The following is a 24,312-nucleotide window of genomic DNA, read 5'->3' as shown; positions in this document are numbered from 1 at the left end:
CGCACCCCCCATGCCCGAGACCATCGACATCCGCGTGCCCGATCTCGGCGATTACGCCGACGTCCCCGTGATCGAGATTCCGGTCACCCCCGGCCAGTCGATCGCCAAGGACCAGACCCTGCTGATGGTCGAATCCGACAAGGCGACGCTGGACATCCCCTCCCCGGTCGCCGGCCGCCTCGTGGAGATGCTGGTCGGCCTCGGCGACACGGTCTCGGCCGGCACGCTCGTCGCCCGTCTCGCGGCCGAGGAGCCGGCGGCGCAATCCAGCGCCCAGCCCGGATCGGGGACCGGGCAACCGGTCTCCGCGCCCGCGACGGCGCCGGCGGCCCCGCCGCCCGGCGAGGGCGGCGGCCCGTCCTGCGACGTCCTGGTCGTCGGCGGCGGCCCCGGCGGCTACGCGGCCGCCTTCCGGGCGGCCGATCTCGGCCAGCGGGTGATCCTCGTCGAGCGCGACGCTACGCTCGGCGGCGTCTGCCTCAACGTCGGATGCATCCCCTCGAAGGCGCTGCTCCACGTGGCCGCCGTCACCGAGGAGGCCGCGCGCCTCGCCGCGCACGGGATCAGCTTCGGCGCCCCGACAATCGACCTCGAGAAGCTGCGGACCTTCAAGGCCGGGACGGTGCGCCGCCTCACCGACGGGCTCGCTCAGATGGCGCGCCAGCGCAAGGTCGAGGTAGTCCGCGGCACCGCGCGCTTCACCGGGGCGTCCACCGTCGCGGTCGCGCTCCACGCCGGCGGGGAGCGGATCCTCGCCTTCGCCCGCGCCATCGTGGCCGCAGGCTCGTCCCCGGTGGCCCTCCCGATGCTGCCGGAGGATCCGCGGATCGTGAATTCGACGGGGGCGCTGGAGCTGCCCTTCGTGCCGAAGCGCCTGCTGGTGATCGGCGGCGGCATCATCGGCCTGGAGATGGCGACCGTGTACAGCGCCCTGGGCGCCCGGGTCGACGTGGTCGAGCGCCTGTCGAACCTGCTGGAGGGCGTCGACCGCGACCTGGTGGCCGTCTGGATGAAGCGCAACGCGCACCGCTTCGACCGAATCCTCACGGGGACCGAGGTCGTGTCCGCGACAGCCGGTGCCGACGGCATCGCGGTCGCGCTGGGGGGCGAGGCCGAGCCGCAGACCTACGACCTCGTCCTCCAGGCGGCGGGCCGGCGCCCGAACGGCGCGGGCCTGGGGCTCGAGGCCGCCGGGGTGGCGGTGCAGAACGGCTTCGTACCCGTCGACGCGCAGATGCGCACCGGCGTGCCCCACATCTTCGCCATCGGCGACCTCGTCGGCCAGCCGATGCTCGCCCACAAGGCCGTCCATCAGGGCCACGTCGCCGCCGAGGTGGCCGCCGGCCACCGGGCCGGCTTCGACGCCGCCGTGATTCCCTCCGTGGCCTACACGGATCCGGAGATCGCCTGGGTCGGCCTCACCGAGACCGCCGCCAGGGCGGCCGGCCGGGCCGTGGAGGTGGCACGCTTTCCCTGGGCGGCCTCTGGGCGGGCCATCGCCAACGGCGCGGAGTACGGCCTGACCAAGCTGCTGTTCGACGCGGGGACCAAGCGGGTCGTCGGCGGCGCCCTTGTCGGCCCGAGCGCGGGCGACATGCTCGGCGAGATCGCCCTGGCCATCGAGCTGGGGGCGGACGCCGCCGATATCGGCCGCACGATCCACCCGCACCCGACGCTGGGCGAGACGATCGGCCTGACCGCCGAAGTCGCCCTCGGCCTCTGCACCGATCTCCCCGCCCCGGCGCGTCGGGCGTAAGCCAGGGCCATCAGCGCGGGTAGGCGGGCGCGGCTGCGGCTTGGCTCGACTCTCCCGTCTTTCCGGGACTGCGCAGCAGGGCCAGGAAACCAGAACCGCCACGCGGGCATGCCGCGGAATCGCCGGCGGTTCCGGAGGCCGGGCTCGCCTGCGCCATCCCGGAGGGACGGCGTGATTGCCGTACGCCACGTCCGCACCCGCAATCCGCCAACGCGACTTCGCCGACTGGCCCATAGGCGGCGCATCTCGACCGCTAGAGATTTCCTGGCTAGATCTCGGACACGGCCGCGTTGCCGGTCGAGAATCGTCTCGGCTGGCGCGTATCGCCGGGCATCGACGTGGCGGCCACCGAACTGAAGCCGGCGCCGCGTCGGGGGAGGATATGTGTCGAGATGCCGTGGCGCTGTGGACCGCTGTTCCGACGGTCGACTTCGACTGAGCCTCGACTTGATCGGAGTTCACGCATGGCTTCGGAAAGCTTGCCGATCCGCTTGGCGCTGGCCTCTATGCTGTCGGTGCTGGCGGTGAGTGCGCCGCGCGACGCCATGGCGCAAGCGTCCGCCGCCGGCGATTCCACAAGGGAAACGCGCGACGACGCGCTGATCGCTTCCCTGCGGAGCCGAATCCTCGCCGCACACAGCGCGACCTTTGCCCTCGAGAGCTGGTGCGCCGACCACAAGCTCGCCGCAGATCCACATCTCGTCGCCGAGCGCTTGGCCGTTCCAGACAAGCCGCTCACGGCCGCGCAGCGGGCCCGGCTGGCCATCGGCCCGGACGAGCCGGTGCGATATCGGCGGGTCCGCCTCGCCTGCGGGGGCCGCGTCCTGTCCGAGGCGGATAACTGGTACGTGCCGGCGCGGCTGACACCCGAGATGAATGCGACCCTGGACGGCACCCGCACACCGTTCGGCCGCGTCGTTCGCTCCCTGGCGCCGGTACGCAGCACGGTGGCAGTCCGTGGCCCGAGTCGCGACGTGGCCCCCGGGCCGACTGACCCGCTGTTCGAGGTCGACGCCGTGCTGTCGACCGGCGCGGGCCAGCCCTTCTGCGAGGTGGTGGAGACCTATCTGGGCAGTGCGCTGCCTCAGGCGTCACGCTGAGCAGACACGAAGAACAACAGTGGGAGGAACAGGATGCGTGTCACGGTAAGTCGGACGGTTCTGGCGGCGCTCGCGGCAGGCCTGCTCTGCGGCACGGCGCAGGCCTCCGACCCGTCCGGGATCTGGCTCACGGAGACCGGCACGTCGCGGGTCCGGATCGTGCCCTGCGGCAGCGGCTTCTGCGGGACGATCGTGAGCGCCCCCGGCAAGGGGCTCGACGCGAAGAACCCGGATCCGGCCCTGCGCACGCGCAGCGTGGTCGGCGTCCAGATCCTCAGCGCGCCCCAGGTCGACGGGGCCGGCTTCAGCGGCACGCTCTACAACCCGAACGACGGGAAGACCTATTCCGGCTCGCTCAAGCTCACCAGCGCCAACACTCTCGAAGTGGCGGGCTGTGTGATGAGCGTCTTTTGCAAGCGGCAGACCTGGACGCGGGTGAAGTGATCACCCGCGGACACGACCACCGCTAGAGCGGCTCGACCGAACCGGTCTCACGCGGCCTCGGTCAGGGCCTGCTCGACGGCGTCGAGGGCCGCTTCCGCACCCGCGCCATTGGGACCGCCGGCCTGCGCCATGTCGCGCCGGCCACCGCCGCCCTTGCCGCCGAGCGCGCCGGCGCCGGCCCGGACCAGCCCGACCGCGTCGTAACGCTCGGTCAGGTCGTCGGTGACGCCGACCACCAGACCTGCCTTGCCGTCGGGCCCAACGCCGACCACTGCGACGATGCCGGAACCGAGACGCTTCTTCTCCTCGTCGACGATCGGCTTGAGGTCGCGCATGTCGAGACCCTCGATGACCGAGCGGCGAAAGGCGACGCCGCCGACCTCGGATTGCCGCGCACCTGAGCCAGGGCCGCCCTCACCGCCCATGGCGAGCTTGCGGCGGGTCTCGGCCAGCTCGCGCTCCAGGCGCCGCCGATCTTCCATCAGGGCCGTCAGGCGGTCGGGCGCCTCCGAGACCGGAGCCTTCAGAATGCCGGCCAGCGCCGCAAGCGTCCGCGCCTCTTCGCTGCGGTGGCGACGCGCTGCGTCGGCCGTCAGCGCCTCGATCCGGCGGACGCCCGCGCCCACCGCGCTCTCCGCGACTACGGTGATCGCACCGATATCGCCCGTGCGCGCCGCATGGGTACCGCCGCAGAGCTCAACGGAGAAATTCTTCGGCCGTACCGAACCCGCCTCACCGTCGAGCGGCAGCCCCATGGAGACCACGCGCACCTCGTCACCGTACTTCTCGCCGAACAGAGCGCGGGCGCCCGATGCGATGGCATCGTCCACCGCCATCAGCTTGGTCGCGATGGGCGTGTTCTGGAGCAGCACCGCGTTGGCTATGTCCTCGACCCGAGCGAGTTCGTCCGCCTCGATCGGCTTCGGATGACTGATGTCGAACCGCAGGCGGTCCGGACTCACCAGCGATCCCTTCTGGGCGACGTGGTCGCCCAGCACCTGCCGCAGGGCCTCGTGCAGGAGGTGGGTGGCCGAGTGGTTGGCCCGGATCGCCTTGCGGCGGGCGTGGTCGACCTTCAGCTCCACCGGGTGGTCGAGGCTCAACCGCCCCTCCTCCACCGTCACGTGGTGGACGAACACGTCGCCGAGCTTCTTCTGGGTGTCGGTGACCCGCGCCCGAACGCCCGGCGCCAGGATCAGCCCGGTATCGCCGACCTGACCACCCGATTCGGCGTAGAACGGCGTCTGATTGACGAGGGCGAGGCCGGTCTGGCCGGCATCGAGGCTCTGCACCTCCGCGCCGTCGCGTAGCAGGGCCGTGACGATGCCTTCGGCGGTTTCGGTCTCGTAGCCGAGGAACTCGGTGGCGCCGATGCGCTCGCGCAGCCCGAACCACACCGTCTCGGTGGCCGCCTCGCCCGAGCCTTTCCAGGCCTCGCGGGCCGCCTGCTTCTGGCGCTGCATCGCGGCCGAGAAGGCATCGGTGTCGACGCCGATGCCCCGCGCCTTGAGGGCGTCCTGGGTCAGGTCGAGGGGGAAACCATAGGTGTCGTAGAGCGTGAAAGCGGTCTCGCCGGAGAGCTTGTCGCCCTCCTTGAGGTCACGACTCTCGGCGTCGAGGATCGACAGGCCCCGCTCCAGGGTGCGGCGGAAGCGAGTCTCCTCCAGCTTGAGAGTCTCGGCGATCAGGCTCTCGGCCCGCATCAGCTCGGGATAGGCCTGGCCCATCTCGCGCACCAGCGTCGGCACGAGGCGGAACATGGTGGGCTCACGAGCGCCCAGGATTTCAGCGTGACGCATCGCCCGGCGCATGATCCGGCGGAGCACGTAGCCGCGCCCCTCGTTGCCCGGCAGCACGCCGTCGGCCACCAGGAAGGAGGCAGCGCGCAGGTGGTCTGCGATCACCCGGTAGGACGCCATCGTCGCCGCCTCGGGCGCCCGTGAGATTGCGTGCGCAACGGCATCAATCAGGGCGCGGAACAGGTCGGTATCGTAGTTCGAATGAACGCCCTGGAGGATTGCGGCCATGCGCTCGAGGCCCATGCCGGTGTCGATCGACGGCCGCGGCAGCGGGTTGCGCGAACCCGGCTCCAGTTGCTCGTACTGCATGAACACGAGGTTCCAGAACTCGAGGAACCGATCACCGTCCTCGTCCGGCGAGCCGGGCGGCCCGCCCTGCAGCGCTGGGCCTTGGTCGATGAAGATCTCCGAGCACGGACCGCAAGGGCCGGTATCGCCCATCTGCCAGAAATTGTCGGAGGTCCCGATCCGGATGATCTTGTCGTCGGAGAAGCCGGCGATCTTCTTCCAGAGGCCGGCGGCCTCGTCGTCATCCGCGTAGACGGTGACCAGCAGCCGGTCGGGCTTGAGGCCGAACTCCTTGGTGATCAGCGTCCAGGCCAGCTCGATGGCGCGGTCCTTGAAGTAGTCGCCGAACGAGAAGTTGCCCAGCATCTCGAAGAACGTATGGTGGCGTGCCGTGTACCCGACATTGTCGAGGTCGTTGTGCTTGCCGCCCGCCCGCACGCATTTCTGCGCGGTCGTGGCCCGATCATAGGCACGCTTCTCCATCCCGGTGAAGACGTTCTTGAACTGCACCATGCCGGCGTTCGTGAACATCAGCGTCGGATCGTTCTTCGGCACGAGACTCGACGAGGGCACGATTTCGTGCCCCGCCTTGGCGAAGTAGTCGAGGAAGGTCGACCGGATCTCGTTGACGCCGCTCATCAGGGCTGACTCTGGCAGGACAGATGGGAAAGGGCGGCCGCGCGTCATCCGCCCGGCACCCGCATGGCGCCCTCTTAAGGAGGGATGCCGCGTGAGTCACGGGCGGGCTGCCGCGAAATCTCCCCGGGACGTCGCAACTCGGCCACAAGCACGGCCGTGTTGTCGCCACATCTGTCAAGCGATGGTGAGTCCGTAGCGCCACTACGGCGTGTGGAGAGTCGGGATAACGATGCAGGGCCGCACGGTCGGATCGCCGAGGACCATCACCGGTAAGCAGGGCCATTTCGGCGCCGGCCGCGCCGACGTGATCGCCGCGCAACCCATGCTGGGTCGCGCTCATGGCAGCCGCCCGGCGCTGTTCCGCTCGTTGCTTACCGTATCGATGATCGCCGGCGGCCTCAGTGCGGCGCTGATCGGATCGGGCATCGACCTCGCCAAGGTCGGCTTGTCTCCAGCAGTATCCACCGCCGAGGCGGCGACCGAGCTGCCGATGCCGCGCCCGCGCATCCACACCGTTGCCCTCACTACCCCGCTGGAGCAGACGCCGCTGCGCGCAGCCGCCAGCTTCGCCCCGGTGCACGACCTCGACACCGAACTCGGCTCCAACACGGTCGACCGCGTGTCGTACGACTTCCTGCTGTCCGAGAGCGCCGTCGGCGATCCGAACGACATCCTCGAATTCGGCCCGATGAAGATCCGGCGCCACCTCGTGCAGACGATCGTCCGAGCGGCCCAGGCCGTCCAGACCGATCCGGTGCTCCTGATGGCGGTGGCCGATAAGGAATCCAGCTTCGTCACGGCGGTCCAGGCCAAGACCTCCTCGGCGACCGGCCTCTATCAGTTCATCGAGCGGACTTGGCTCGGCGTGGTGCGTGACTTCGGCGCCAAGTACGGGCTGGAGAAAGAAGCCGCGCTGATCACGTCCGACGCCAACGATCGGCCGGTGATCACCGATTCGGCGGAACGCGCTCGGGTGTTGGAACTGCGCCGCGACCCGTATCTCTCGGCCCTGATGGCCGGCGAGATGCTGAAGCGCGATGCGGGTCGCATCGCTCTGCGCATCGGCCGCGATCTGACCCTCGGCGAAATCTACCTCGCCCACTTCCTGGGACGGGACGATGCCGAGGAATTCCTCGCTAACGTCGTGAACAAGCCAGCCGCCGCTGCGGCAGCCCTGCTTCCGGGTCCGGCTCGGGCCAACCGCTCGATCTTCTTCGCCGCAGGACGCTTCGTCGGGCGCGGCCGTCACCGCAAGCCCATGAGCCTGTCGGTGGCACAGGTCCACGAGAAGTTCGAGGCGATGATGAGTACCCGCGGAACGCGCTATCAGAACGTCCGCGAAGTGTCCGGAATCATGGCTTACGCGGACGCCGAGGCTGGCCTCGCCACGCAATAACGGCTCGGTGATGCCGGGCGTATTCCGAGAGCCCGGCGCAACCAGCGACGGGTTGCCGGCTTTCCTCCTCGGGAGCCGCGTCTTCCGGCGGCGCGAAAGTCGACTTCGGGGGAAGTCCTTGAAAAAGCACCAGACGAGCGCACCCCTGCCGCTCACCGATACGCTGTCGCCCGGTATTCCGCTCGATCAGATCGGTCAGACACTGGCGTCGTTCTACGATAATCTCGTGTCCGAGGGACTGCCGGAACATCTCGCCTCGCTGGTCCGTCGCGTCCGGCAGAGCGAAGGTGAGGCCGCGGCTCAGAGCGAGCCGAGCGCCGCGGCGACCGGGATCGCGCCTCCACGCCTCGCCCTCGTCGTGGAGGACGATCCCGAGATCCGGGCCCTGGCCGAGACCCTGCTGGAAGAGACGGAACTCGACGTTGTCGGATGCGACAGCGCCGAGGCGGCTCTGTCAGTTCTGCAGGCGCGCGGCGGCGACGTTGCGTTTGTCTTCGCCGATGTCCGGCTGGCCGGCCAGATGGACGGCCTTCAGCTCGCCCGCGCGGTGGCGACCCTGTGGCCTCGGGCACGGCTGGTGGTGACCTCTGGCCATGGCCTGCCGCGCCCCGATCTGCCAGCCGAAGCGGTGTTCATCGCCAAGCCGTGGCGCCCCTTCGACGTGCTTGTCGAAGCCGAGCGCGCTGCAGCGGATCCGTCCCCGCCGGTGGTCTGAGCCCCGGCCCACCACCTTTCCCTCCTACTGTCATCGTTCCGGACCTGCGCAGCATCGCCCGGAATCCGGAACCGCAGCGCACGTCCAGCAAGGCTCAAGGTGGCGAGCCGGACGGAGGTGAGCGGCGTGTCCGGCCCGAGCGTCTGCAGGAGCTCCGCGCCGGCGGGCCCGACCCTTGCATCCCTGATGACCGCGTCGGCGCTAGCCCGGAGCCTGCACACTTGCCGATCCTCTCCGTCCGCCACCGAACGGTCTACCGGTACCGGCGTCCGGTCGCCTTCGGCGAGCACCGGATCATGTTCCGGCCGCGCGACAGCTACGATCAGCGCTTAATCGCGGCGACCCTCGACATCGCGCCGGAGCCGGCCTCGCTGCGCTGGCTGTTCGATGTGTTCGGCAACTGCGTGGCGGTGACGACTTTCGACACCCGCGCCGAGACCCTGACCTTCGCCTGCGGCATCACCCTCGACCATACTCCGGAACACGCACCGGTCTTCCCGCTCGCGCCGCACGCGACCCACTATCCGTTCGGTTACGGCGCCGAGGACATGCCGGACCTTGCGCGCTCCATCGAGCGTCAATGGCCCGACCCGCAACACGAGGTCGATGCCTGGGCGCGGAGCTTCCTGCCGCCGCAGGGACGCATCCCGACGCAGGAGCTACTGGCCGCCATGACCCGCAGCGTGCGGGCGAACTTTACCTACCTCGCGCGCTCCGAGAAAGGCGTGCAGGATCCTCTGACGACACTGCGGACGAAGCTCGGATCCTGTCGGGACTTCGCGGTGCTCATGATGGAGGGCGTGCGGGCGCTCGGCATGGCCGCCCGCTTCGTCTCCGGATACCTCTATAATCCTCGGAATGACCGCGCCCGTCATGTGGGCGGCGGCTCCACTCATGCGTGGTTGCAGGTCTATCTCCCGGGCGCCGGTTGGGTCGAATTCGACCCGACCAACGGCATCGTCGGCAATCGCGACCTGATCCGCGTGGCGGTGACGCGCGACCCAGCCCAGGCCGTGCCGCTGCACGGTTCCTTCTTCGGCCTCGGCAGCGACGATCTCGGCATGCGCGTCGACGTCGATGTGGTGGAGCTGACCGACGACGGGGTGACTGCCCACAGCGCACAGGGGCCGCCGACGCCCCTGGTGCGTTGAGTCCCGACGCCTATTCGGACCCGGAACGAGCGTGCGTGGCGACTCCGCGCGGAAGGCGACAGAACACGGTGGCCGCGATGAAGATCAGGACGGGTTTCGATATTGCCTTCACGCTGTCGCAGCCGACGCCGATGATCCTGATGTTGAACATCCATCCTTCGCGTATCGAAGACCTTCTGAGCCCACATCAGATCGGCTTCGATCCTCCGGTTTCGGCACGCGAATACCGCGATGTCTTCGGCAACATCTGCCACCGGCTCATCGCGCCACCCGGGCAGCTGACGGTCTCGGCGGATTTCACGGTTCGGGATTCAGGCCTGCCGGACCCGGTCGCGCCGGAGGCCCGCCAGATCCCGGTTCAGGACCTGCCGGACGACGTGCTCATCTTCCTTCTGGGCTCGCGCTATTGCGACACCGATAAGCTCTCCCAGACGGCCTGGTCTCTGTTCGGCGGCACGCCGGAGGGATGGGCGCGGGTCCAAGCGATCGTCGATTACACGCATGACCGGATCCGCTTCGACTACCAGCGCGCCGACGCCACCCGGAGCGCGCACGACGCCTTCATGCAGCGCGAGGGTGTGTGCCGCGACTTCGCGCATCTGGCGATCACCCTGTGCCGGTGCATGAACATCCCGGCGCGCTACGCCACCGGCTACCTCGGCGATATCGGCGTTCCGAAGGACCCGGCGCCGATGGACTTCTCCGCGTGGTTCGAGGTCTTCCTCGAAGGGCCCGACGGGCCGCGCTGGTACACGTTCGACGCCCGGCACAACCGGCCCCGCATCGGCCGGATCGTCATGGCCCGCGGCCGCGATGCCACCGATTGCGCGATCTCGACCAATTTCGGCTACGCTCACTTGGCCCGGTTCGATGTTCACACAGACGAGGTTGCGTGAGCCGCGTTCGCGCCTTCGTGAACTTACGCACCGCACGGCCAAGCGGGCCTGCGTATTCCGCCGGACAGCAAATTCTGGGCGGGTGCGTGGAACTGCCTGGCTATGCTCACGCTTGTAATGGCAAAGGTTATTGCACAGGCAGGCCACTCATGAAGACCTCGGTCACCGCACTCGGCGCGCTTCTCGGCGTGGCTGTTCTTGCCGCGACGCCGGCCCTTGCCGCTTCGTCGTACGATCCCTTCGGTACGGACAATGCCGACGAGTACTACTCGGATCAGGGACAGTACGGTTACCAGGGCACTTACGCCCCGGGCTACGGCCAGGGTGTGCAGGCGGCGCCTCAAGCACAGGTGCAGCCGATCCCCCGTGAGGTCGTTGCGTTCAACGCCCCCTACGCACCCGGCACCATCGTGGTCTCCACCGCCGAACGGCGCCTGTACTTCGTGCTCGGCAACGGTCAGGCGCTGCGCTACGGCGTCGGCGTCGGCCGCCCTGGTTTCAGCTGGAGCGGCACCAACAAGATCACCGCCAAGCGCGAATGGCCGTCGTGGACTCCCCCGAAGGCCATGATCGCCCGTCGTCCCGACCTGCCGCGCTACATGGCGGGTGGCATCGAGAATCCCCTCGGAGCCCGGGCCATGTATATCGGCAGCACCGAATACCGCATTCACGGCTCCAACGAGCCGGATACGATCGGTCAGGCGGTGTCGTCGGGCTGCATCCGGATGACCAACGACGACGTCACCGATCTCTACGAGCGGGTGAAGGTCGGCGCGAAGGTTGTCGTCCTGAACTGAGCTGAGGGCGCGGGATCACCCGCGCCGGAGGCTGCATGGCTCGAGAGGGCCGCATCACCCCGGCGGGCGGGCGGCCCTGGTGCTTCACGGGACGACGTGCCCGACAGCCGTTTGCGGCGGGCTGAACGAGGCGATCGGAAGATCGCAGAAGCAGCGCACGCCGAGGGGCCGGGGTCCCGGCAGCGGACAGGAGAACGGCTTCGGACCGGTGATGCCCTGCTGGATGGCATCGCAATTGTAGCCGACAGGTGCCCGCTGCGCCCGGCGTGGCACCGGGCGGTATCCGCCGTCGTATCCCGGGTCGTCGTAGTATTGGGCCCGTGCCGCACCGCCCGGCATGATGACAGCGAGCGCCAGCGCGGCGACCGCCCCCCGGAGAGGTCCACGCAGGCCGGACCGGCCGAAAACAGTGAGGCGCATCCCTGAACCCTTCGCTCGGCGCGGAGCCAACGCGTCCGCCCGGCGGCTCTCGGCGGCAATACCGGCGAAAACGAGACGGCCCGCCCCGGAGACCGGAAGCGGGCCGCAGTGTGGTTGCTCAGTGTGGATCTTAGTGCGTCGCGCGCTCGGCGGCGTCCTGAGCGTTCTGAGCGGTCTGCTTGGCGGCGTCCTGACCCTGCTCCATGGCCTTGCGAGCCTCATCGGCGCCCTGCTGCATCGCCGACTTCGCGCGCTCGGCGCCCTGCTGCATCGCGCTCTGCGCGAGGCCGCTGAACTCCTTGGCCTGAGCCTGGATGGCAGCGAACTGGCTGCGGACGAACTCGGCCTGGTGCTGCATCGCCTCCTGTACGTCCTTGGCGCGAACCAACTTCTGGGCGAGGTCGAACGCCGCGTTGACGTTCTGCTCGGCATATTCGAAGCCGCGCGAGGAGACGTCGAGCGCGTTCGAGCGCGCCAGCTCGGCCGAACCCTGCACGGTGTCGGCGGTGCGACGCGCCGCGCCGATAAAGCTGTCGAAGGCCTTGCGGGCCTGCTCGACACTCTTCTCGGCGAAGTCGCGCATCTCGGCCGGAACTTCGTAGTTCGGGGGGTTGCTCATGCTTCGTCTCCTCTCTTGATTAGCCTGTGGATGGCGCTTTGTGCGGTGCACAATAACTGATTCGCCGCCATATGCCACCCGCGCCCATGGCGTTAAGGTTGACATAACGTAAACGTGTGACGGTTGCACCGAGAGTCCAGCGCCGCGACGCGTGGGAGTTTACAATAGGGCTTCGGTCGCCAGCGTTTCTCGGGCAGAGCGGGCTCGGGGAGCGTACAGGTTTGCGTGTGGGTTCGAGGTCGCCGGCTTTGGAGACGACAGTGACACCGACGGCCAGTGCAACCCAACCCGGGCTTGCGGCTGCCTTCGCGACTTGGGAGCGGCAGCCGGCGCTGTCCGCCGCGCTGGGCGCGCCCGACTCTCTGCATCTTGTGGTCGATCCGTCAGCGGGTCGGATCCTGTACGCGTCCGAGGCGGCAGCCCCTTTCGCCGAGGCGCTGGCCGGCCCCTCCCTCGGCCACCTGATCCACCAGATTGTGACGGCTGCGGCGGGCGACGCCACGCCCCGCCTCGCACGCCTGCGTCTGGGTCTCCGTCGGATCGCGCCGCCCGTGCTGTGCTGGCTGGCTCGCGGCGAACAGGCCGACGGCCGGCCTGCGATCTTGGTTATTGCGACGGGGCCGGTGGCGACCGCCCGCTCCCGCCCTGTTCGCCACGCGGAGCTTCCTCCGGCGGAGCGCGTGCCACCGCGATTGGCGCCCGCAGCGCCTCTCCGGCGCGATGATCGCTTTCTGTGGCGGATCGATGCCACGGGGGTCCTGACCACCCTCACCGGGCCGGAGGCTCTCGTGGGGCTCGTGGGCCAGCGCTGGCAGGATCTGGCCGCGAGCGGGCGCCTGTCCGGCGCAGACGCCGTGCTGGCAGCCCTGCACGAAGGGCGCACCTTCCGCGGCGAACCGGCATTGCTCAATGGCGGCACCGGGCCATTCCGAGTCGATCTGTCCGGTGCCCCGCTGGGACGGGGCGACGCGGCATTCGCCGGTTTCGGCCTGATCCGGAGTATGCCGGCCAACACCAGCGTTCCGCTCGCGCCGGCAGAGCCGGCGCCGGAGGCGGCCACGGGGGCACGCGCGGATGCCGCGCACGCTACCGTCTCGCCGATGTCGGTCGAGGCCGATATGCAGGCCGCCGTCGATCCGGAACCCGTCGCGGCTCCGCTGTCGAACGACGAGCATGCCGCATTCCGCGAAATCGCCCGGGCGCTGGGCGCTCGCTACGCCGGCGACGAGGCCGAATCCGGATCCGGAACGCCGAAGGTCGAGGGTGGCGCGGTGATGCCGTTCCCCACCCCGCAGACCAATCCGGCAGAGGTACCGGCGGAACCCGACGATGCGGCGGCGGAGACTGCCGCGGCAAGCGCCGATTCGGAATCCCAGGCTGTGCCGCTTCCGGATTCTGAACTCCTCGCCGGTCTGCCGCTGCCCGTGCTCCTCCATCGCGACGGCACGATCGTGGCCGCGAACCGGGCCTTGCTTGACTTGACCGGCCTCCCCGACCTGCCGAGCCTCGCGCGAACTGGACTTTCCCGCTTGCTTCCGGGTGTCACACCCACGGAGGCACTCGCTGCGCCGACACGCCGAACGACCGTCACGACAGCCGATGGCGCCGCGCGGCCGGTGGAACTCCTCGCGAGCGCCTCCGCTTGGGCAGGCATGCCCGCCACCTGTCTGGTCATCCGGCCTGTCGACGAGGCCGACGTCGTGGATGCGCTCACCGCCGAACGTCTCGCCCGAGCGGCCCAGATCGAGCGGACGGTCAGCGCCGAGGCGGCCCTGGACGCGCTGGAGACCGGGGTCGTCACCGTCGACGGGGCCGGTCGCATCGTCGCCCTCAACCGTGCCGCGGCCGGCCTGTTCGGCTGCGATCCGCGCGAGATTGTCGGCAGCAGTTTCGTCAGCCTGTTCGATCGCCAGAGCGTCCTGACTGTCGCCGACGGCCTTCGCGGCGCGCCTCCCCGGCAGCGCACCGTCCTCCTTGCCGGCGAACCCGTGTCGCTCACCGTGGCGGCGGCTCAAGCTCAAGGTCGACACGTGGCCCTGCTCGCGCGCATCGACCGCGAGGCCGTTGCGCCGAGCGCAGTCGACAGCCCGGCACATGGACCGGGTCGGGGCGGTGCCCTCGGACGACTCGACACCACCATCCGTGAACCCCTTTCCGGGATGATCGATCTCGCCGCAGCGATGTTGAAGGAGCCGTTCGGCCCGCTCGGCGACGCGCGCTACCGGGGTTGCCTCGCCGAAATCAAAGCCTCGGGCGAGATGATGCTGGAGCGTGTCGGCAAGCTTCTGGACCTCGCAGCCGTCGAGGCCGGGGCTCTGCGCCTGGAACCGCAGGCCCTCGACCTCAACGACGTCGTCGCGGATTGCGTCGCCCGGCTCCAGGGCGAGGCGGCGCGGGGCCGCATCGTCATGCGGACGAGTTTTTCCACCGACATCGGCGACCTGGAGGCCGACGAGCGCTCCGTCAGTCGTGCGGCGAGCCTCGTGATCGAGAATGCGATCCGGCGCTCGGCGGCCGGCAGCCAGATCATCGTGTCGACCGGTTCGGCCGAGCGGGCGGCGATCGCCCTGAGGGTGCGCGATACCGGTGCAGGGCATGTCCCGCGGGTGGAAGCTCCGAAGGGGGAGGTCGAGGAGGGGCTTGCGCTGCCGCGGGCACTGGTGGAGGCCAACGGCGGACGCCTCCAGTTCTCGGCACGTCCGGAAGACGGCACGCTCGTGGAGATCATCATGCCCACGCGACGTGCGGCGAATGGTTAGGGTTCCTGACCGTTCACGGCCGCGTGCCGCCTCCGGCCTGACGCATCGGACAAAGCGTCGGCGCGTCGATGCACCCGGTGAGCCGCTCCGTCGTTCTGGGGCGCCGCAGGCGAGCCCAAGAGGACAGGGCGAACTGGCCGCGATGTGCCGAGACGGAACAGGCTTCGGACAGATTTCGGAGCGGCCGATAACCGTGCCCGGTGCGCAACGCTCAGCCGGCCCGGCCGAGGTGCGCGCCCCGGGGCGGCGATAGTCGCAGGAGGCGGAAACAGAGGGCTGCGGGTGACAGGTCGCGCGGCCAGCCGCGCTTGACAGCGCAGCATCGAAGCCTCAATCAGCTCTTACATTGCGCCCAATCTATTCATGGGAATTGAGCTGCACAGGCGCGCACAAAACTGCGATGATATCGTCATCGTAGATTGTCGGCTACGTTACTTTGGAAGTCCTGGCTGCGCGGCGGAGACCGCGATACGATCGGGCACCAAAACAGGGATGGAACGCCATGGAAGGCAAGCTGATTGAGGTGCAGTCCGCGTGGCGCGAGGGCGCGCATGTTGACGATGCCAAGTACCGGGAGATGTACGCGGCTTCGGTCGCCGATCCCACAGCGTTCTGGGCCGAGCACGGCAAGCGCATCGACTGGATGAAGCCGTTCTCCACGGTGAAGAACACGAGCTTCGAGCCCGGGAAGGTCTCGATCAAGTGGTTCGAGGACGGCACGACCAACGTCGCTCATAACTGCATCGACCGCCATCTGGAGACCCGCGGCGATCAGACCGCGATCATCTGGGAGGGCGACAACCCCGACGAGTCCAAGCTTATCAGCTACCGGGAGCTGCACGCGCAGGTCTGCCGGATGGCCAACGTCCTGCGCAACCGGGGTGTCGGCAAAGGCGATCGGGTCACGCTCTACATGCCGATGATTCCGGAGGCCGCCTACGCGATGCTCGCCTGCGCGCGGCTTGGGGCGATCCACGCCATCGTGTTCGGCGGCTTCTCGCCCGACTCGCTGGCCTCCCGCATTCAGGGCTGCGGCTCGAAGGTCGTGATCACCGCCGACGAGGGCCTGCGCGGTGGCCGCAAGGTTCCGCTGAAGGCCAATGTCGACGAGGCGATCAAGCGGCTCGACGCCGATCTCGTCGACCACGTGATCGTCGTGCGCCGCACGGGCGGCAGCGTCGCCATGGAGGCGGGCCGCGACGTCTACTACGACGAGGCCGCCGAGCAGGTGACGGACGAGTGCCCTGCCGTGGCGGTGGAGTCTGAGCATCCGCTCTTCATCCTCTACACCTCGGGCTCGACCGGTCAGCCGAAGGGCGTGGTGCACACCACGGGTGGCTACCTCGTCTACGCGTCGATGACGCACGAGTACGTCTTCGATTACCGCGAGGGCGACGTGTACTGGTGCACGGCCGATGTCGGCTGGGTCACCGGCCACAGCTACATCGTGTACGGGCCGCTCGCGAACGGCGCCACGACGCTGATGTTCGAGGGCATCCCGACCTACCCGTCGACCTCCCGCTTTTGGGAGGTGATCGACAAGCACAAGGTCAACATTTTCTACACGGCGCCGACTGCCATCCGTTCCCTGATGGGCGGCGGCGAAGGCCCGGTGAAGAAGACCTCGCGGGCTTCGCTGCGCGTGCTGGGCTCGGTCGGCGAGCCGATCAATCCGGAAGCCTGGGAGTGGTACTACAACGTGGTCGGCGATCAGCGCTGCTCGATCGTTGACACGTGGTGGCAGACCGAAACCGGCGGCATCCTGATCACGCCGCTGCCGGGCGCGACCGCGCTCAAGCCCGGCTCGGCGACCCGGCCGTTCTTCGGCGTGAAGCCCGAGATGGTCGACGCCGAGGGCAAGGTCCTGCAAGGCCCCTGCGAAGGCAACCTGTGCATCGCGGATTCCTGGCCGGGCCAGATGCGCACGGTCTACGGCGATCACGAGCGCTTCGAGCAGACCTACTTCTCGACCTATCCGGGCAAGTACTTCACCGGCGACGGCGCCCGGCGTGATGCCGACGGCTATTACTGGATCACCGGCCGGGTCGACGACGTCATCAACGTCTCGGGCCACCGCATGGGCACCGCCGAGGTCGAGTCGTCGCTGGTCGCGCACCCGAAGGTCGCCGAGGCGGCGGTGGTGGGCTACCCGCACAACGTGAAGGGCCAGGGCATCTACGCCTACGTCACCCTCAACGACGGCGAGGAGGGCGACGACGCCCTGCGCAAGGAGCTCGTGACCTGGGTTCGCAAGGACATCGGGCCGATCGCCTCCCCCGACCTGATCCAGTTCGCCCCGGGCCTGCCCAAGACCCGTTCGGGTAAGATCATGCGCCGGATCCTGCGCAAGATCGCCGAGGACGATTTCGGATCGCTCGGTGACACCTCGACGCTGGCCGAGCCGGCCGTGGTCGACGACCTGATCGAGAACCGGCAGAACCGACCGTGATCGCACCTGCGCCGCCGCGGCGGCGCAGGTCCGGACCGAGGCGGGCACCAAGGGGGGCGCCCGCCTCCAACAAGAACCACGAATTTCATCGCGACGAACCGGGGGGCCGAGAGCATGCCCTCGCGGGAGGAACAGCCATGAGCGGCACGACAGTCGGCCTTCGAGGGCGCACGGCGCCCCCGGGAACACGCCCACCCGGAACGGACGTCGATCCGCAGGTCGAGCGGATTGTCCGGACCCCCGAATTCCAGCATCTCGTCGGCGAGCGCACCCGGTTCGCCTGGATCCTGACGATCCTGATGCTCGTCGTCTATTTCGGCTTCATCGGCCTCATCGCTTTCGACAAGTCGCTGCTTGCCGTGAAGGTCGGTGGCACCGCCTCCCTGGGACTGTTTGCGGGCGTGTTCGTGATCCTGTTCGCCTTCGCGCTCACCGGCATCTACGTGGCCCGCGCCAATACGCGCTTCGACGCGCTGAGCGACGCCCTCAAGCGGAGCGTCGCCCGATGAACCGCCTCCTCCTCGGTCTGACGCTCGCCACGATTGCGGCGGGCGCGGCCTACGCCGCCGGCCCGGATCTCGGCGCCGTCACGCAATCGGCCACGAACTGGCCGGCCATCCTGATGTTCCTGTTCTTCGTGCTGCTGACGCTGGGCATCACCTACAAGGCGGCCAAGGGCACCAAGTCGGCCGCCGACTTCTACGCGGCGGGCGGCGGCATCTCGGCCGGAACGAACGCGCTGGCGATCGCCGGCGACTACATGTCGGCGGCCTCGTTCCTCGGCATCTCGGGGCTCGTCTACACCTCCGGCTTCGACGGCCTGATCTACTCGACGGGCTTCCTGGTCGGCTGGCCGATCGTGCTGTTCCTGATCGCCGAGCGCCTGCGCAACCTCGGCAAGTTCACCTTCGCCGACGTGGCGAGCTTCCGCCTCGACCAGACCGCGATCCGCATCATCTCGGCGGTGGGCACCCTGGTGGTGGTGGCCTTCTACCTGATCGCCCAGATGGTCGGCGCGGGGAAGCTGATCCAGCTCCTGTTCGGACTGCCCTACCTCTACGCGGTGATCATCGTCGGCGTCCTGATGATTGTCTACGTCGCCTTCGGCGGCATGAAGGCGACCACCTGGGTGCAGGTGATCAAGGCCTGCCTGCTCTTGGGCGGCGCGACCTTCATGGCCGGCGCGGTGCTGCTGAAGTACGGCTTCAACCCGGAGGCTTTGTTCGCCAACGCCGTGCAGGTCCATCCGAAGGGCGACGCCATCATGGCGCCGGGCGGCCTCGTATCGAACCCGGTGGAAGCGATCTCGCTCGGCGTCGGCCTGATGTTCGGCACCGCCGGCCTGCCGCACATCCTGATGCGGTTCTTCACGGTCTCGGATGCGCAGGCTGCGCGCAAGTCGGTGTTCTACGCCACCGGCCTGATCGGCTACTTCTACATCCTGACCTTCATCATCGGCTTCGGCGGCATCGCCCTGCTGATGTCGGATCCGAGCTACTTCAAGCTCGGCGCGGCCGGCACCTTCGACAAGCTGAAGGACATGATCGGCGGCACCAACATGGTGGCGGTGAACCTCGCCAACGCGGTGGGCGGCCCGTACTTCCTCGGGTTCATTTCGGCGGTGGCCTTCGCCACGATCCTGGCAGTGGTGGCCGGCCTGACGCTCGCGGGCGCCTCGGCCATCAGCCACGACCTCTACGCCCAGGTGATCGCCCGTGGGCGCACCACCGAGAAGCATGAGGTCAACCTGTCGAAGCTCTCGGCGGTGGTGATCGGCATCGTGGCGATCTATCTCGGCTACGTGTTCGAGAACCAGAACGTCGCCTTCATGGTGGGCCTCGCCTTTGCGGTGGCGGCGAGCTGCAACTTCCCGGTCCTCGCCATGTCGATCCTGTGGCGCGGTACCACAACCTGGGGTGCGCTGGCCGGCGGCCTCGTCGGCCTTCTGACGGCGGTCATCATGGTGGTGCTGTCGAAGGCCGTCTGGGTGTCGACGCTGGGCAACCCGGCGCCGCTTTTCCCCTACGACAACCCGGCGCTGTTCTCGATGCCGCTGGCCTTCGCGACGATCTGGGTCGTGTCCACGATGGACAAGTCCCGCCGGGCCCAGCGCGAGCGGGCGGCCTTCGAGGCGCAGTATGTGCGCTCCGAAACCGGGATCGGGGCAGCGGGCGCGCACGCGCACTGATCCCAACACCGCAACACCGGATCGGCGGAGGGCGCGGCGAGAGCCGCGCCCTCTGTCGTTCCGGTGACAAGTCAGTATGCGCCCGTGTTGATGAGGCTCATCACGATCGCTTTACCGGTTGACCGCCCGCGCCCTTGCGATAACGCATAGGTGATCTGCGCTTCGCGCAGAGCCGCTCGGGGAACGGGCTGGTGAAGGGGCGATCCCGCTGTCGGGCCGCCCATAAGCGTCTGGGAGGACCTGTTTCATGGCTGTGGCAACCGCGATCCCGCGGGCCGGAGACGCCGCGAGGCCGATGACGTCGGCCGAGAAGCGGGTGATCTTCGCGTCCTCGCTCGGCACTGTGTTCGAGTGGTACGACTTCTATCTCTACGGTTCGCTGGCGGCGATCATCGGCGCGCAGTTCTTCTCGGCTTACCCGCCGGCCACGCGCGACATCTTCGCTTTGCTCGCCTTCGCGGCCGGCTTCATCGTCCGTCCATTCGGCGCCTTGGTCTTTGGCCGCATCGGTGACCTCGTCGGGCGCAAATACACCTTCCTGATCACAATTCTGATCATGGGTCTGTCGACCTTCATCGTCGGCATCCTGCCCAACGCGGCCACCATCGGCATCGCGGCGCCGATCATCCTGATCGTCCTGCGCCTCGCCCAGGGCCTTGCTCTCGGCGGCGAGTACGGCGGCGCAGCGACCTACGTGGCCGAGCACGCCCCCAACGGCCGGCGCGGCTTCTACACGAGCTGGATCCAGACCACCGCGACACTGGGCCTGTTCCTGTCGCTCCTCGTGATCCTCGCGACCCGGACCTTCACCGGCGAGGCTGCCTTCGCCGAGTGGGGTTGGCGCATCCCGTTTCTGGTGTCGGTGCTGCTCCTCGGCATCTCGGTCTGGATCCGCCTCCAGCTCTCCGAATCCCCGGCCTTCAAGAAGATGAAGGACGAGGGCAAGACGTCCAAGGCGCCGCTCACGGAGGCCTTCGGCGAGTGGCGGAACGCGAAGTTCGCGGTCATCGCGCTGTTCGGCCTCGTCGCCGGTCAGGGCGTGGTCTGGTACACGGGCCAGTTCTACGCGCTGTTCTTCCTGCAATCGATCCTCAAGGTCGATGGCTATACCGCCAACCTGCTGATCGCGTGGTCGCTGCTCCTGGGCACCGGCTTCTTCGTGGTCTTCGGCTGGCTGTCCGACAAGATCGGCCGCAAGGTCATCATCCTGGCGGGCTGCGCGATCGCGGCGGCGACATTCTTCCCGATCTTCAAGGGGATCACCTCGACCGCCAATCCGAAGCTCGAGGCGGCAATCGAGAGCGTGAAGGTGACGGTGACGGCCGATCCGGCCGCCTGCGGGACGCTGTTCAACCCGGTCGGAACCCGGGTGTTCGCCGCCCCCTGCGACCTCGCCCGCGACTTCCTGTCGAAGTCGTCGGTGCGCTACACGACCGTCCCCGGCGCGGCCGGTCAGCCCACGACGATCCGGGTGAACGACACCGAGATCCCGTACCCGCAGGGCGGCAACGTCGAGGCCAACAAGGCCACGACCACCGCGCTCCAGGCCGCGGGCTACCCGAAGGCCGGCGACCCCGAGATCGTCAAGATGTCGAACCCGTTCGACATCTTCCGACCGCAGGTCGCGCAGGTGATCGGCCTCTTGTTCATCCTCGTGCTCTTCGTCACGATGGTTTACGGCCCGATCGCCGCCATGCTGGTCGAGCTGTTCCCAACCCGGATCCGCTACACTTCGATGTCGCTGCCCTACCATATTGGCAACGGCTGGTTCGGCGGCCTGCTGCCCGCCACCGCCTTCGCCATGGTGGCGCAGACCGGCGACATCTATTTTGGCCTCTGGTACCCGATCGTCATCGCCGTCGCGACGGTGATCATCGGCGTGCTGTTCGTACCGGAGACCAAGGATCGCGACATCTTCGCGGATACCTGACCGGCCCAAGCCGCTCGGACTGAACCCGTACCATCGGCGCCCAGGCAGCCCACGCTGCCTGGGCGTTTCTGTCTGGATTGCCGACGCGCGCCCTTGCGCGCCACCGGGCACTCGGAATGCGCCCCTGAGCGAGACGCGATCACGCGCGTCGCACAGCGACAACCCGGCCGCTTGTGTCGAGCCTGCAACGCCGCAGCGAAATAGCGATCCGTGCGGTTCGTCACGGATTGCATTTCGCAGGACCCTATACAGAGGTGGAAAGTATCGACCTTAAGCCGAAACGCCGCCCTACCAGAATGCACCGTTACTCTGATTATCTTGTTCCGGTTGAAGGGCATTGTAAGCGGTGATTTATTACAACTTCGAGTATATTCTAATCTCGATCCAGAACTACAAATGGACACACTGATCCAAGGAACCTGTACAAACTTTAATCTGACGACAATCGGGTGGGCGGAACCCTAAGCGGTAGAACTCCGTATCAAACTTCCCTCCTCCCGGCCCCACTGGGAACTCGAACGTGAACGACGTCTTGGCACATCTGCGCCGCCGGCCCGGCACGAAGCCACCACTTCTACTTGTAATTATCTGGTCGCTCGTAGCGCTGGGGATGTGGCCCGTGATCAACACGGTTGCCGGCCGGTTGGTTTGGTGGTGGTGATGCCGATCAGCGTCCCCGGTCACTCTCTGGATAGCCGTGGAGGTAGGCGCCGAGCAGATATCCGGCCTGATGCGCGGTCAAGTATCCCAGCATGATCAGTACATGCAGCAGATCGAGGCCGTATACGGACATGAAGATCGTCATCGCGGCAAACATGACGACGGATGAGGTCACGGTGATGACGATCACCGAATAGGACCGGCCGATCAGCCATCCCAAGAAAAACAACAGCGCTGCGACCACCATCTCGTCACCCGACCCGGATTTGTTCCAGGAAGTCCTTCACACGAGCTTCCGGTGCATATCTTCGTCATGATGGCGCGCGGCCGAGAGAATTTCAACCCGCGCGGTAGATGCCGCGCATATTTGCGAAGACGGGAATATCCCATCTGCAATAATGCTCAAAAAACAGCATTCGGCGACGACAGAAATTCATTGCCGAGCTTCGGACCGAATCATGCTTGCGCACAGCAATGCTGGACTGGGCAGCCAATCAGGCAGAAGAACCGATCGGGGCACTCCGATCTTTGCGGATCGTTAACGGAGCGGGTCGACACGAAGCCACGCTCCGGCGATCGCGCCGCACGGATGTACGACGCGGTCATGGCGAGCCAGAGATCCGGCTCGGCCGGATCAATGCCGGAAGTGACGGTGCCCGGTCAGGACCATGGCGAGGCCGGCCGCATCGGCCGCCGCGATGACGTCCGCATCGCGCATGGAGCCGCCGGGCTGAATGACCGCTGTTGCCCCGGCCTCGGCCGCCGCCATCAGCCCGTCCGCGAATGGAAAGAACGCGTCCGACGCCACCACGGAGCCGACAGCCAGGCTTTCGGAGAGCCCGAGGCGCTTCGCGCCCTCGGCGGCCTTCCAGGCGGCGATGCGCGAAGAATCCACGCGCGACATCTGGCCCGCACCGATCCCGACCGTGGCGCCGGCCTTGGCGTACACGATGGCATTCGACTTTACGTGCTTGGCCACACGATAGGCGAACCGGAGATCGGCCAGCTCTGCCTCGCTCGGCGCGCGCTTGGTCACCACCGTGAGCGGCATGTCGTCGACGACCGCCGCATCCCGGCTCTGGACCAGCAGACCGCCGGCGAGCGTCCGCACGGTTTCGCCGGGCGCCCGCGGATCCGGCAGGCCGCCGGCCAGCAAGAGACGCAGGTTCTTCTTGCCGGCGACGATGGCCGCCGCCTCCGGCGTGGCGTCGGGGGCGATGATCACCTCGGTGAAGATCTCGACGATCCTGCGGGCCGCCTCGGCATCGAGGGTGCGGTTCAGGGCAACGATGCCGCCGAAGGCCGAGGTCGGATCGCAGCTCAGTGCCCGCTCATAGGCTTCGAGCAGGGTGCCCCCCTCCGAGACGCCACAGGGATTGGCATGCTTGATGATCGCCACCGCCGCGGTGCGCGCCGGATCGAACTCGGCCACGCATTCGTAGGCGGCATCCGTGTCGTTGAAATTGTTGTAGGACAGCTCCTTCCCCTGGAGCTGACGGGCGGTGGCCACGCCCGACCGGACCTTGCCGGGCGCGCGGTAGAAGGCGGCCGCCTGATGGGGATTCTCGCCGTAGCGGAGTCCCTGCCCCAGGGCGCCGCCGAAGGCGCGGAACCGCGCGGGCTCATCCGCGCCGAAGCGACCGGCCATCCAGTTGGCGATGGCGGCATCGTAGGCCGCGGTGCGGGCGAACGCCTTCTGCGCGAGGCTCCGGCGCAGATCGGCGCCGAGCGCCCCGTCATGCGCCTCCAGCGCGGCCAGCACGCCGGCATAGTCCGACACGTCGGTGACGACGGCGACATCCGCATGATTCTTGGCTGCCGCGCGGATCATGGCCGGGCCGCCGACATCGATGTTCTCGATGCAGTCGGCATCCGACCGGTCGGCCGCGATCGTGGCCTCGAACGGATACAGGTTGACCACCAGGAGGTCGATGGCGCCGATCCCGTGGGCGGCGAGCGCGGCTTGGTGCTCCGGGTTGTCACGGATGGCGAGCAGGCCGCCATGGACAGCCGGATGCAGCGTCTTGACCCGGCCATCCATCATCTCCGGGAAGCCCGTGAGATCGGCGACTTCGGTAACCGGCAGGCCGGCCTCCTTCAGGGCGCGATGGGTGCCCCCGGTCGAGACCAGCGCGACGCCGCGGGCGTGGAGCGCCCGGGCGAAGTCGACGAGGCCGGTCTTGTCCGAGACCGAGAGGAGCGCGCGGGAGACCCGCACCTGATCGTGCGCCATAGCTTCGAGCCGAAAGTTCAAGATGGTCCGGCGCGGGTAGCACGGAATCGGCCAGCCGGGCCAGCCGGCCCCC

General features: G+C 68.0%; 18 protein-coding genes. 13 read left to right on the top strand and 5 right to left on the bottom strand.

Translation table 11 applies throughout. From position 1 onward, the window contains the following. Positions 1 to 10 precede the first annotated feature (10 nt). From lpdA to CIW48_RS22210, 3 genes are all read left to right on the top strand, one after another. Positions 11 to 1,756, top strand: a complete 1,746-nt coding sequence (gene lpdA / locus CIW48_RS22220) for a dihydrolipoyl dehydrogenase (RefSeq protein ID WP_149312697.1) — start codon at positions 11 to 13, stop codon at positions 1,754 to 1,756. Between the two features lie 290 nt (positions 1,757 to 2,046). Continuing rightward, positions 2,047 to 2,856, top strand: coding sequence for a hypothetical protein (locus tag CIW48_RS22215; protein WP_246695367.1), 810 nt, complete (start codon positions 2,047 to 2,049; stop codon positions 2,854 to 2,856). 33 nt (positions 2,857 to 2,889) lie between these two features. After that, positions 2,890 to 3,300 carry a DUF2147 domain-containing protein gene (locus CIW48_RS22210; protein ID WP_149312696.1) on the top strand — a complete coding sequence of 137 codons (411 nt, stop codon included), beginning with the start codon at positions 2,890 to 2,892 and terminating at the stop codon, positions 3,298 to 3,300. A gap of 47 nt (positions 3,301 to 3,347) precedes the next feature. Here the strand turns inward: CIW48_RS22210 and alaS are convergent, their stop codons facing one another. Continuing rightward, complete coding sequence (gene alaS / locus CIW48_RS22205; protein WP_149312695.1) at positions 3,348 to 6,026, bottom strand: alanine--tRNA ligase; 2,679 nt, start codon at positions 6,024 to 6,026, stop codon at positions 3,348 to 3,350. A gap of 229 nt (positions 6,027 to 6,255) precedes the next feature. Here alaS and CIW48_RS22200 point away from each other — a divergent pair, with 229 nt between their 5' ends. The 5 genes from CIW48_RS22200 (at position 6,256) to CIW48_RS22180 (ending at position 10,981) form a co-directional block, all read left to right on the top strand. Next, positions 6,256 to 7,422, top strand: coding sequence for a transglycosylase SLT domain-containing protein (locus CIW48_RS22200; RefSeq protein ID WP_149312694.1), 1,167 nt, complete (start codon positions 6,256 to 6,258; stop codon positions 7,420 to 7,422). Positions 7,423 to 7,540: 118 nt separating this feature from the next. Further along, positions 7,541 to 8,137: a response regulator gene (locus CIW48_RS22195; RefSeq protein WP_246695366.1), complete on the top strand. Its 597-nt coding sequence runs from the start codon at positions 7,541 to 7,543 to the stop codon at positions 8,135 to 8,137. A gap of 221 nt (positions 8,138 to 8,358) precedes the next feature. Beyond that, complete coding sequence (locus CIW48_RS22190) at positions 8,359 to 9,288, top strand: transglutaminase family protein (RefSeq protein ID WP_149312693.1); 930 nt, start codon at positions 8,359 to 8,361, stop codon at positions 9,286 to 9,288. A 77-nt stretch (positions 9,289 to 9,365) separates the two neighbouring features. Beyond that, a complete protein-coding gene (locus CIW48_RS22185; protein ID WP_149312692.1) occupies positions 9,366 to 10,184 on the top strand; it encodes a transglutaminase family protein in 819 nt (272 codons plus the stop codon). Between the two features lie 149 nt (positions 10,185 to 10,333). Then, complete coding sequence (locus tag CIW48_RS22180) at positions 10,334 to 10,981, top strand: L,D-transpeptidase (protein ID WP_149312691.1); 648 nt, start codon at positions 10,334 to 10,336, stop codon at positions 10,979 to 10,981. Positions 10,982 to 11,065: 84 nt separating this feature from the next. On the opposite strand, the gene CIW48_RS22175 is transcribed toward CIW48_RS22180, so the two are convergent. Continuing rightward, complete coding sequence (locus CIW48_RS22175) at positions 11,066 to 11,401, bottom strand: hypothetical protein (RefSeq protein WP_173009354.1); 336 nt, start codon at positions 11,399 to 11,401, stop codon at positions 11,066 to 11,068. A gap of 130 nt (positions 11,402 to 11,531) precedes the next feature. Next, positions 11,532 to 12,020 (bottom strand): phasin, encoded by a 489-nt coding sequence (locus CIW48_RS22170; protein WP_091786489.1) that lies wholly within the window; start codon positions 12,018 to 12,020, stop codon positions 11,532 to 11,534. Positions 12,021 to 12,280: 260 nt separating this feature from the next. Between CIW48_RS22170 and CIW48_RS22165 the strand changes: the two genes are divergently transcribed. From CIW48_RS22165 to CIW48_RS22145, 5 genes are all read left to right on the top strand, one after another. Then, on the top strand, positions 12,281 to 14,779 hold the full coding sequence (locus CIW48_RS22165; protein ID WP_246695365.1) for a PAS domain-containing protein: 2,499 nt from the start codon (positions 12,281 to 12,283) through the stop codon (positions 14,777 to 14,779). Between the two features lie 502 nt (positions 14,780 to 15,281). Then, positions 15,282 to 17,228, top strand: a complete 1,947-nt coding sequence (gene acs, locus CIW48_RS22160) for an acetate--CoA ligase (RefSeq protein WP_149312689.1) — start codon at positions 15,282 to 15,284, stop codon at positions 17,226 to 17,228. Positions 17,229 to 17,365: 137 nt separating this feature from the next. After that, complete coding sequence (locus CIW48_RS22155) at positions 17,366 to 17,737, top strand: DUF485 domain-containing protein (RefSeq protein WP_091786480.1); 372 nt, start codon at positions 17,366 to 17,368, stop codon at positions 17,735 to 17,737. Continuing rightward, a complete protein-coding gene (locus CIW48_RS22150) occupies positions 17,734 to 19,416 on the top strand; it encodes a cation acetate symporter (protein ID WP_149312688.1) in 1,683 nt (560 codons plus the stop codon). The genes CIW48_RS22155 and CIW48_RS22150 overlap by 4 nt, the downstream gene beginning before the upstream one ends. Before the next feature lie 295 nt (positions 19,417 to 19,711). Then, the gene (locus tag CIW48_RS22145; RefSeq protein WP_149312732.1) at positions 19,712 to 21,346 is read left to right on the top strand and encodes an MFS transporter; all 1,635 of its coding nucleotides are present in this window, start codon (positions 19,712 to 19,714) and stop codon (positions 21,344 to 21,346) included. Between the two features lie 667 nt (positions 21,347 to 22,013). Here CIW48_RS22145 and CIW48_RS22140 read toward each other — a convergent pair. Further along, a complete protein-coding gene (locus tag CIW48_RS22140) occupies positions 22,014 to 22,253 on the bottom strand; it encodes a hypothetical protein (protein ID WP_149312687.1) in 240 nt (79 codons plus the stop codon). Positions 22,254 to 22,640: 387 nt separating this feature from the next. Further along, positions 22,641 to 24,239 carry a bifunctional phosphoribosylaminoimidazolecarboxamide formyltransferase/IMP cyclohydrolase gene (gene purH / locus CIW48_RS22135; protein ID WP_149312686.1) on the bottom strand — a complete coding sequence of 533 codons (1,599 nt, stop codon included), beginning with the start codon at positions 24,237 to 24,239 and terminating at the stop codon, positions 22,641 to 22,643. Between the last annotated feature and the right edge of the window lie 73 nt (positions 24,240 to 24,312).

It is taken from the genome of Methylobacterium sp. P1-11 (assembly GCF_008329595.1).
GTDB lineage: Bacteria > Pseudomonadota > Alphaproteobacteria > Rhizobiales > Beijerinckiaceae > Methylobacterium.
Note: the sequence above shows the minus strand (reverse complement) of the source record. Positions and strands in the feature narration are given on the sequence as shown.

Bases quoted from the DNA above. Each gene is read 5' to 3' on its own strand.
- CIW48_RS22175 (WP_173009354.1), bottom strand. From the start codon at position 11,401: ATGCGCCTCACTGTTTTCGGCCGGTCCGGCCTGCGTGGACCTCTCCGG.
- CIW48_RS22145 (WP_149312732.1), top strand. From the start codon at position 19,712: ATGACGTCGGCCGAGAAGCGGGTGATCTTCGCGTCCTCGCTCGGCACT.
- CIW48_RS22180 (WP_149312691.1), top strand. From the start codon at position 10,334: ATGAAGACCTCGGTCACCGCACTCGGCGCGCTTCTCGGCGTGGCTGTT.
- CIW48_RS22140 (WP_149312687.1), bottom strand. From the start codon at position 22,253: ATGGTGGTCGCAGCGCTGTTGTTTTTCTTGGGATGGCTGATCGGCCGG.
- alaS (WP_149312695.1), bottom strand. From the start codon at position 6,026: ATGAGCGGCGTCAACGAGATCCGGTCGACCTTCCTCGACTACTTCGCC.
- CIW48_RS22150 (WP_149312688.1), top strand. From the start codon at position 17,734: ATGAACCGCCTCCTCCTCGGTCTGACGCTCGCCACGATTGCGGCGGGC.
- CIW48_RS22200 (WP_149312694.1), top strand. From the start codon at position 6,256: ATGCAGGGCCGCACGGTCGGATCGCCGAGGACCATCACCGGTAAGCAG.
- CIW48_RS22185 (WP_149312692.1), top strand. From the start codon at position 9,366: ATGAAGATCAGGACGGGTTTCGATATTGCCTTCACGCTGTCGCAGCCG.
- purH (WP_149312686.1), bottom strand. From the start codon at position 24,239: ATGGCGCACGATCAGGTGCGGGTCTCCCGCGCGCTCCTCTCGGTCTCG.
- acs (WP_149312689.1), top strand. From the start codon at position 15,282: ATGGAAGGCAAGCTGATTGAGGTGCAGTCCGCGTGGCGCGAGGGCGCG.
- lpdA (WP_149312697.1), top strand. From the start codon at position 11: ATGCCCGAGACCATCGACATCCGCGTGCCCGATCTCGGCGATTACGCC.
- CIW48_RS22170 (WP_091786489.1), bottom strand. From the start codon at position 12,020: ATGAGCAACCCCCCGAACTACGAAGTTCCGGCCGAGATGCGCGACTTC.
- CIW48_RS22155 (WP_091786480.1), top strand. From the start codon at position 17,366: ATGAGCGGCACGACAGTCGGCCTTCGAGGGCGCACGGCGCCCCCGGGA.
- CIW48_RS22210 (WP_149312696.1), top strand. From the start codon at position 2,890: ATGCGTGTCACGGTAAGTCGGACGGTTCTGGCGGCGCTCGCGGCAGGC.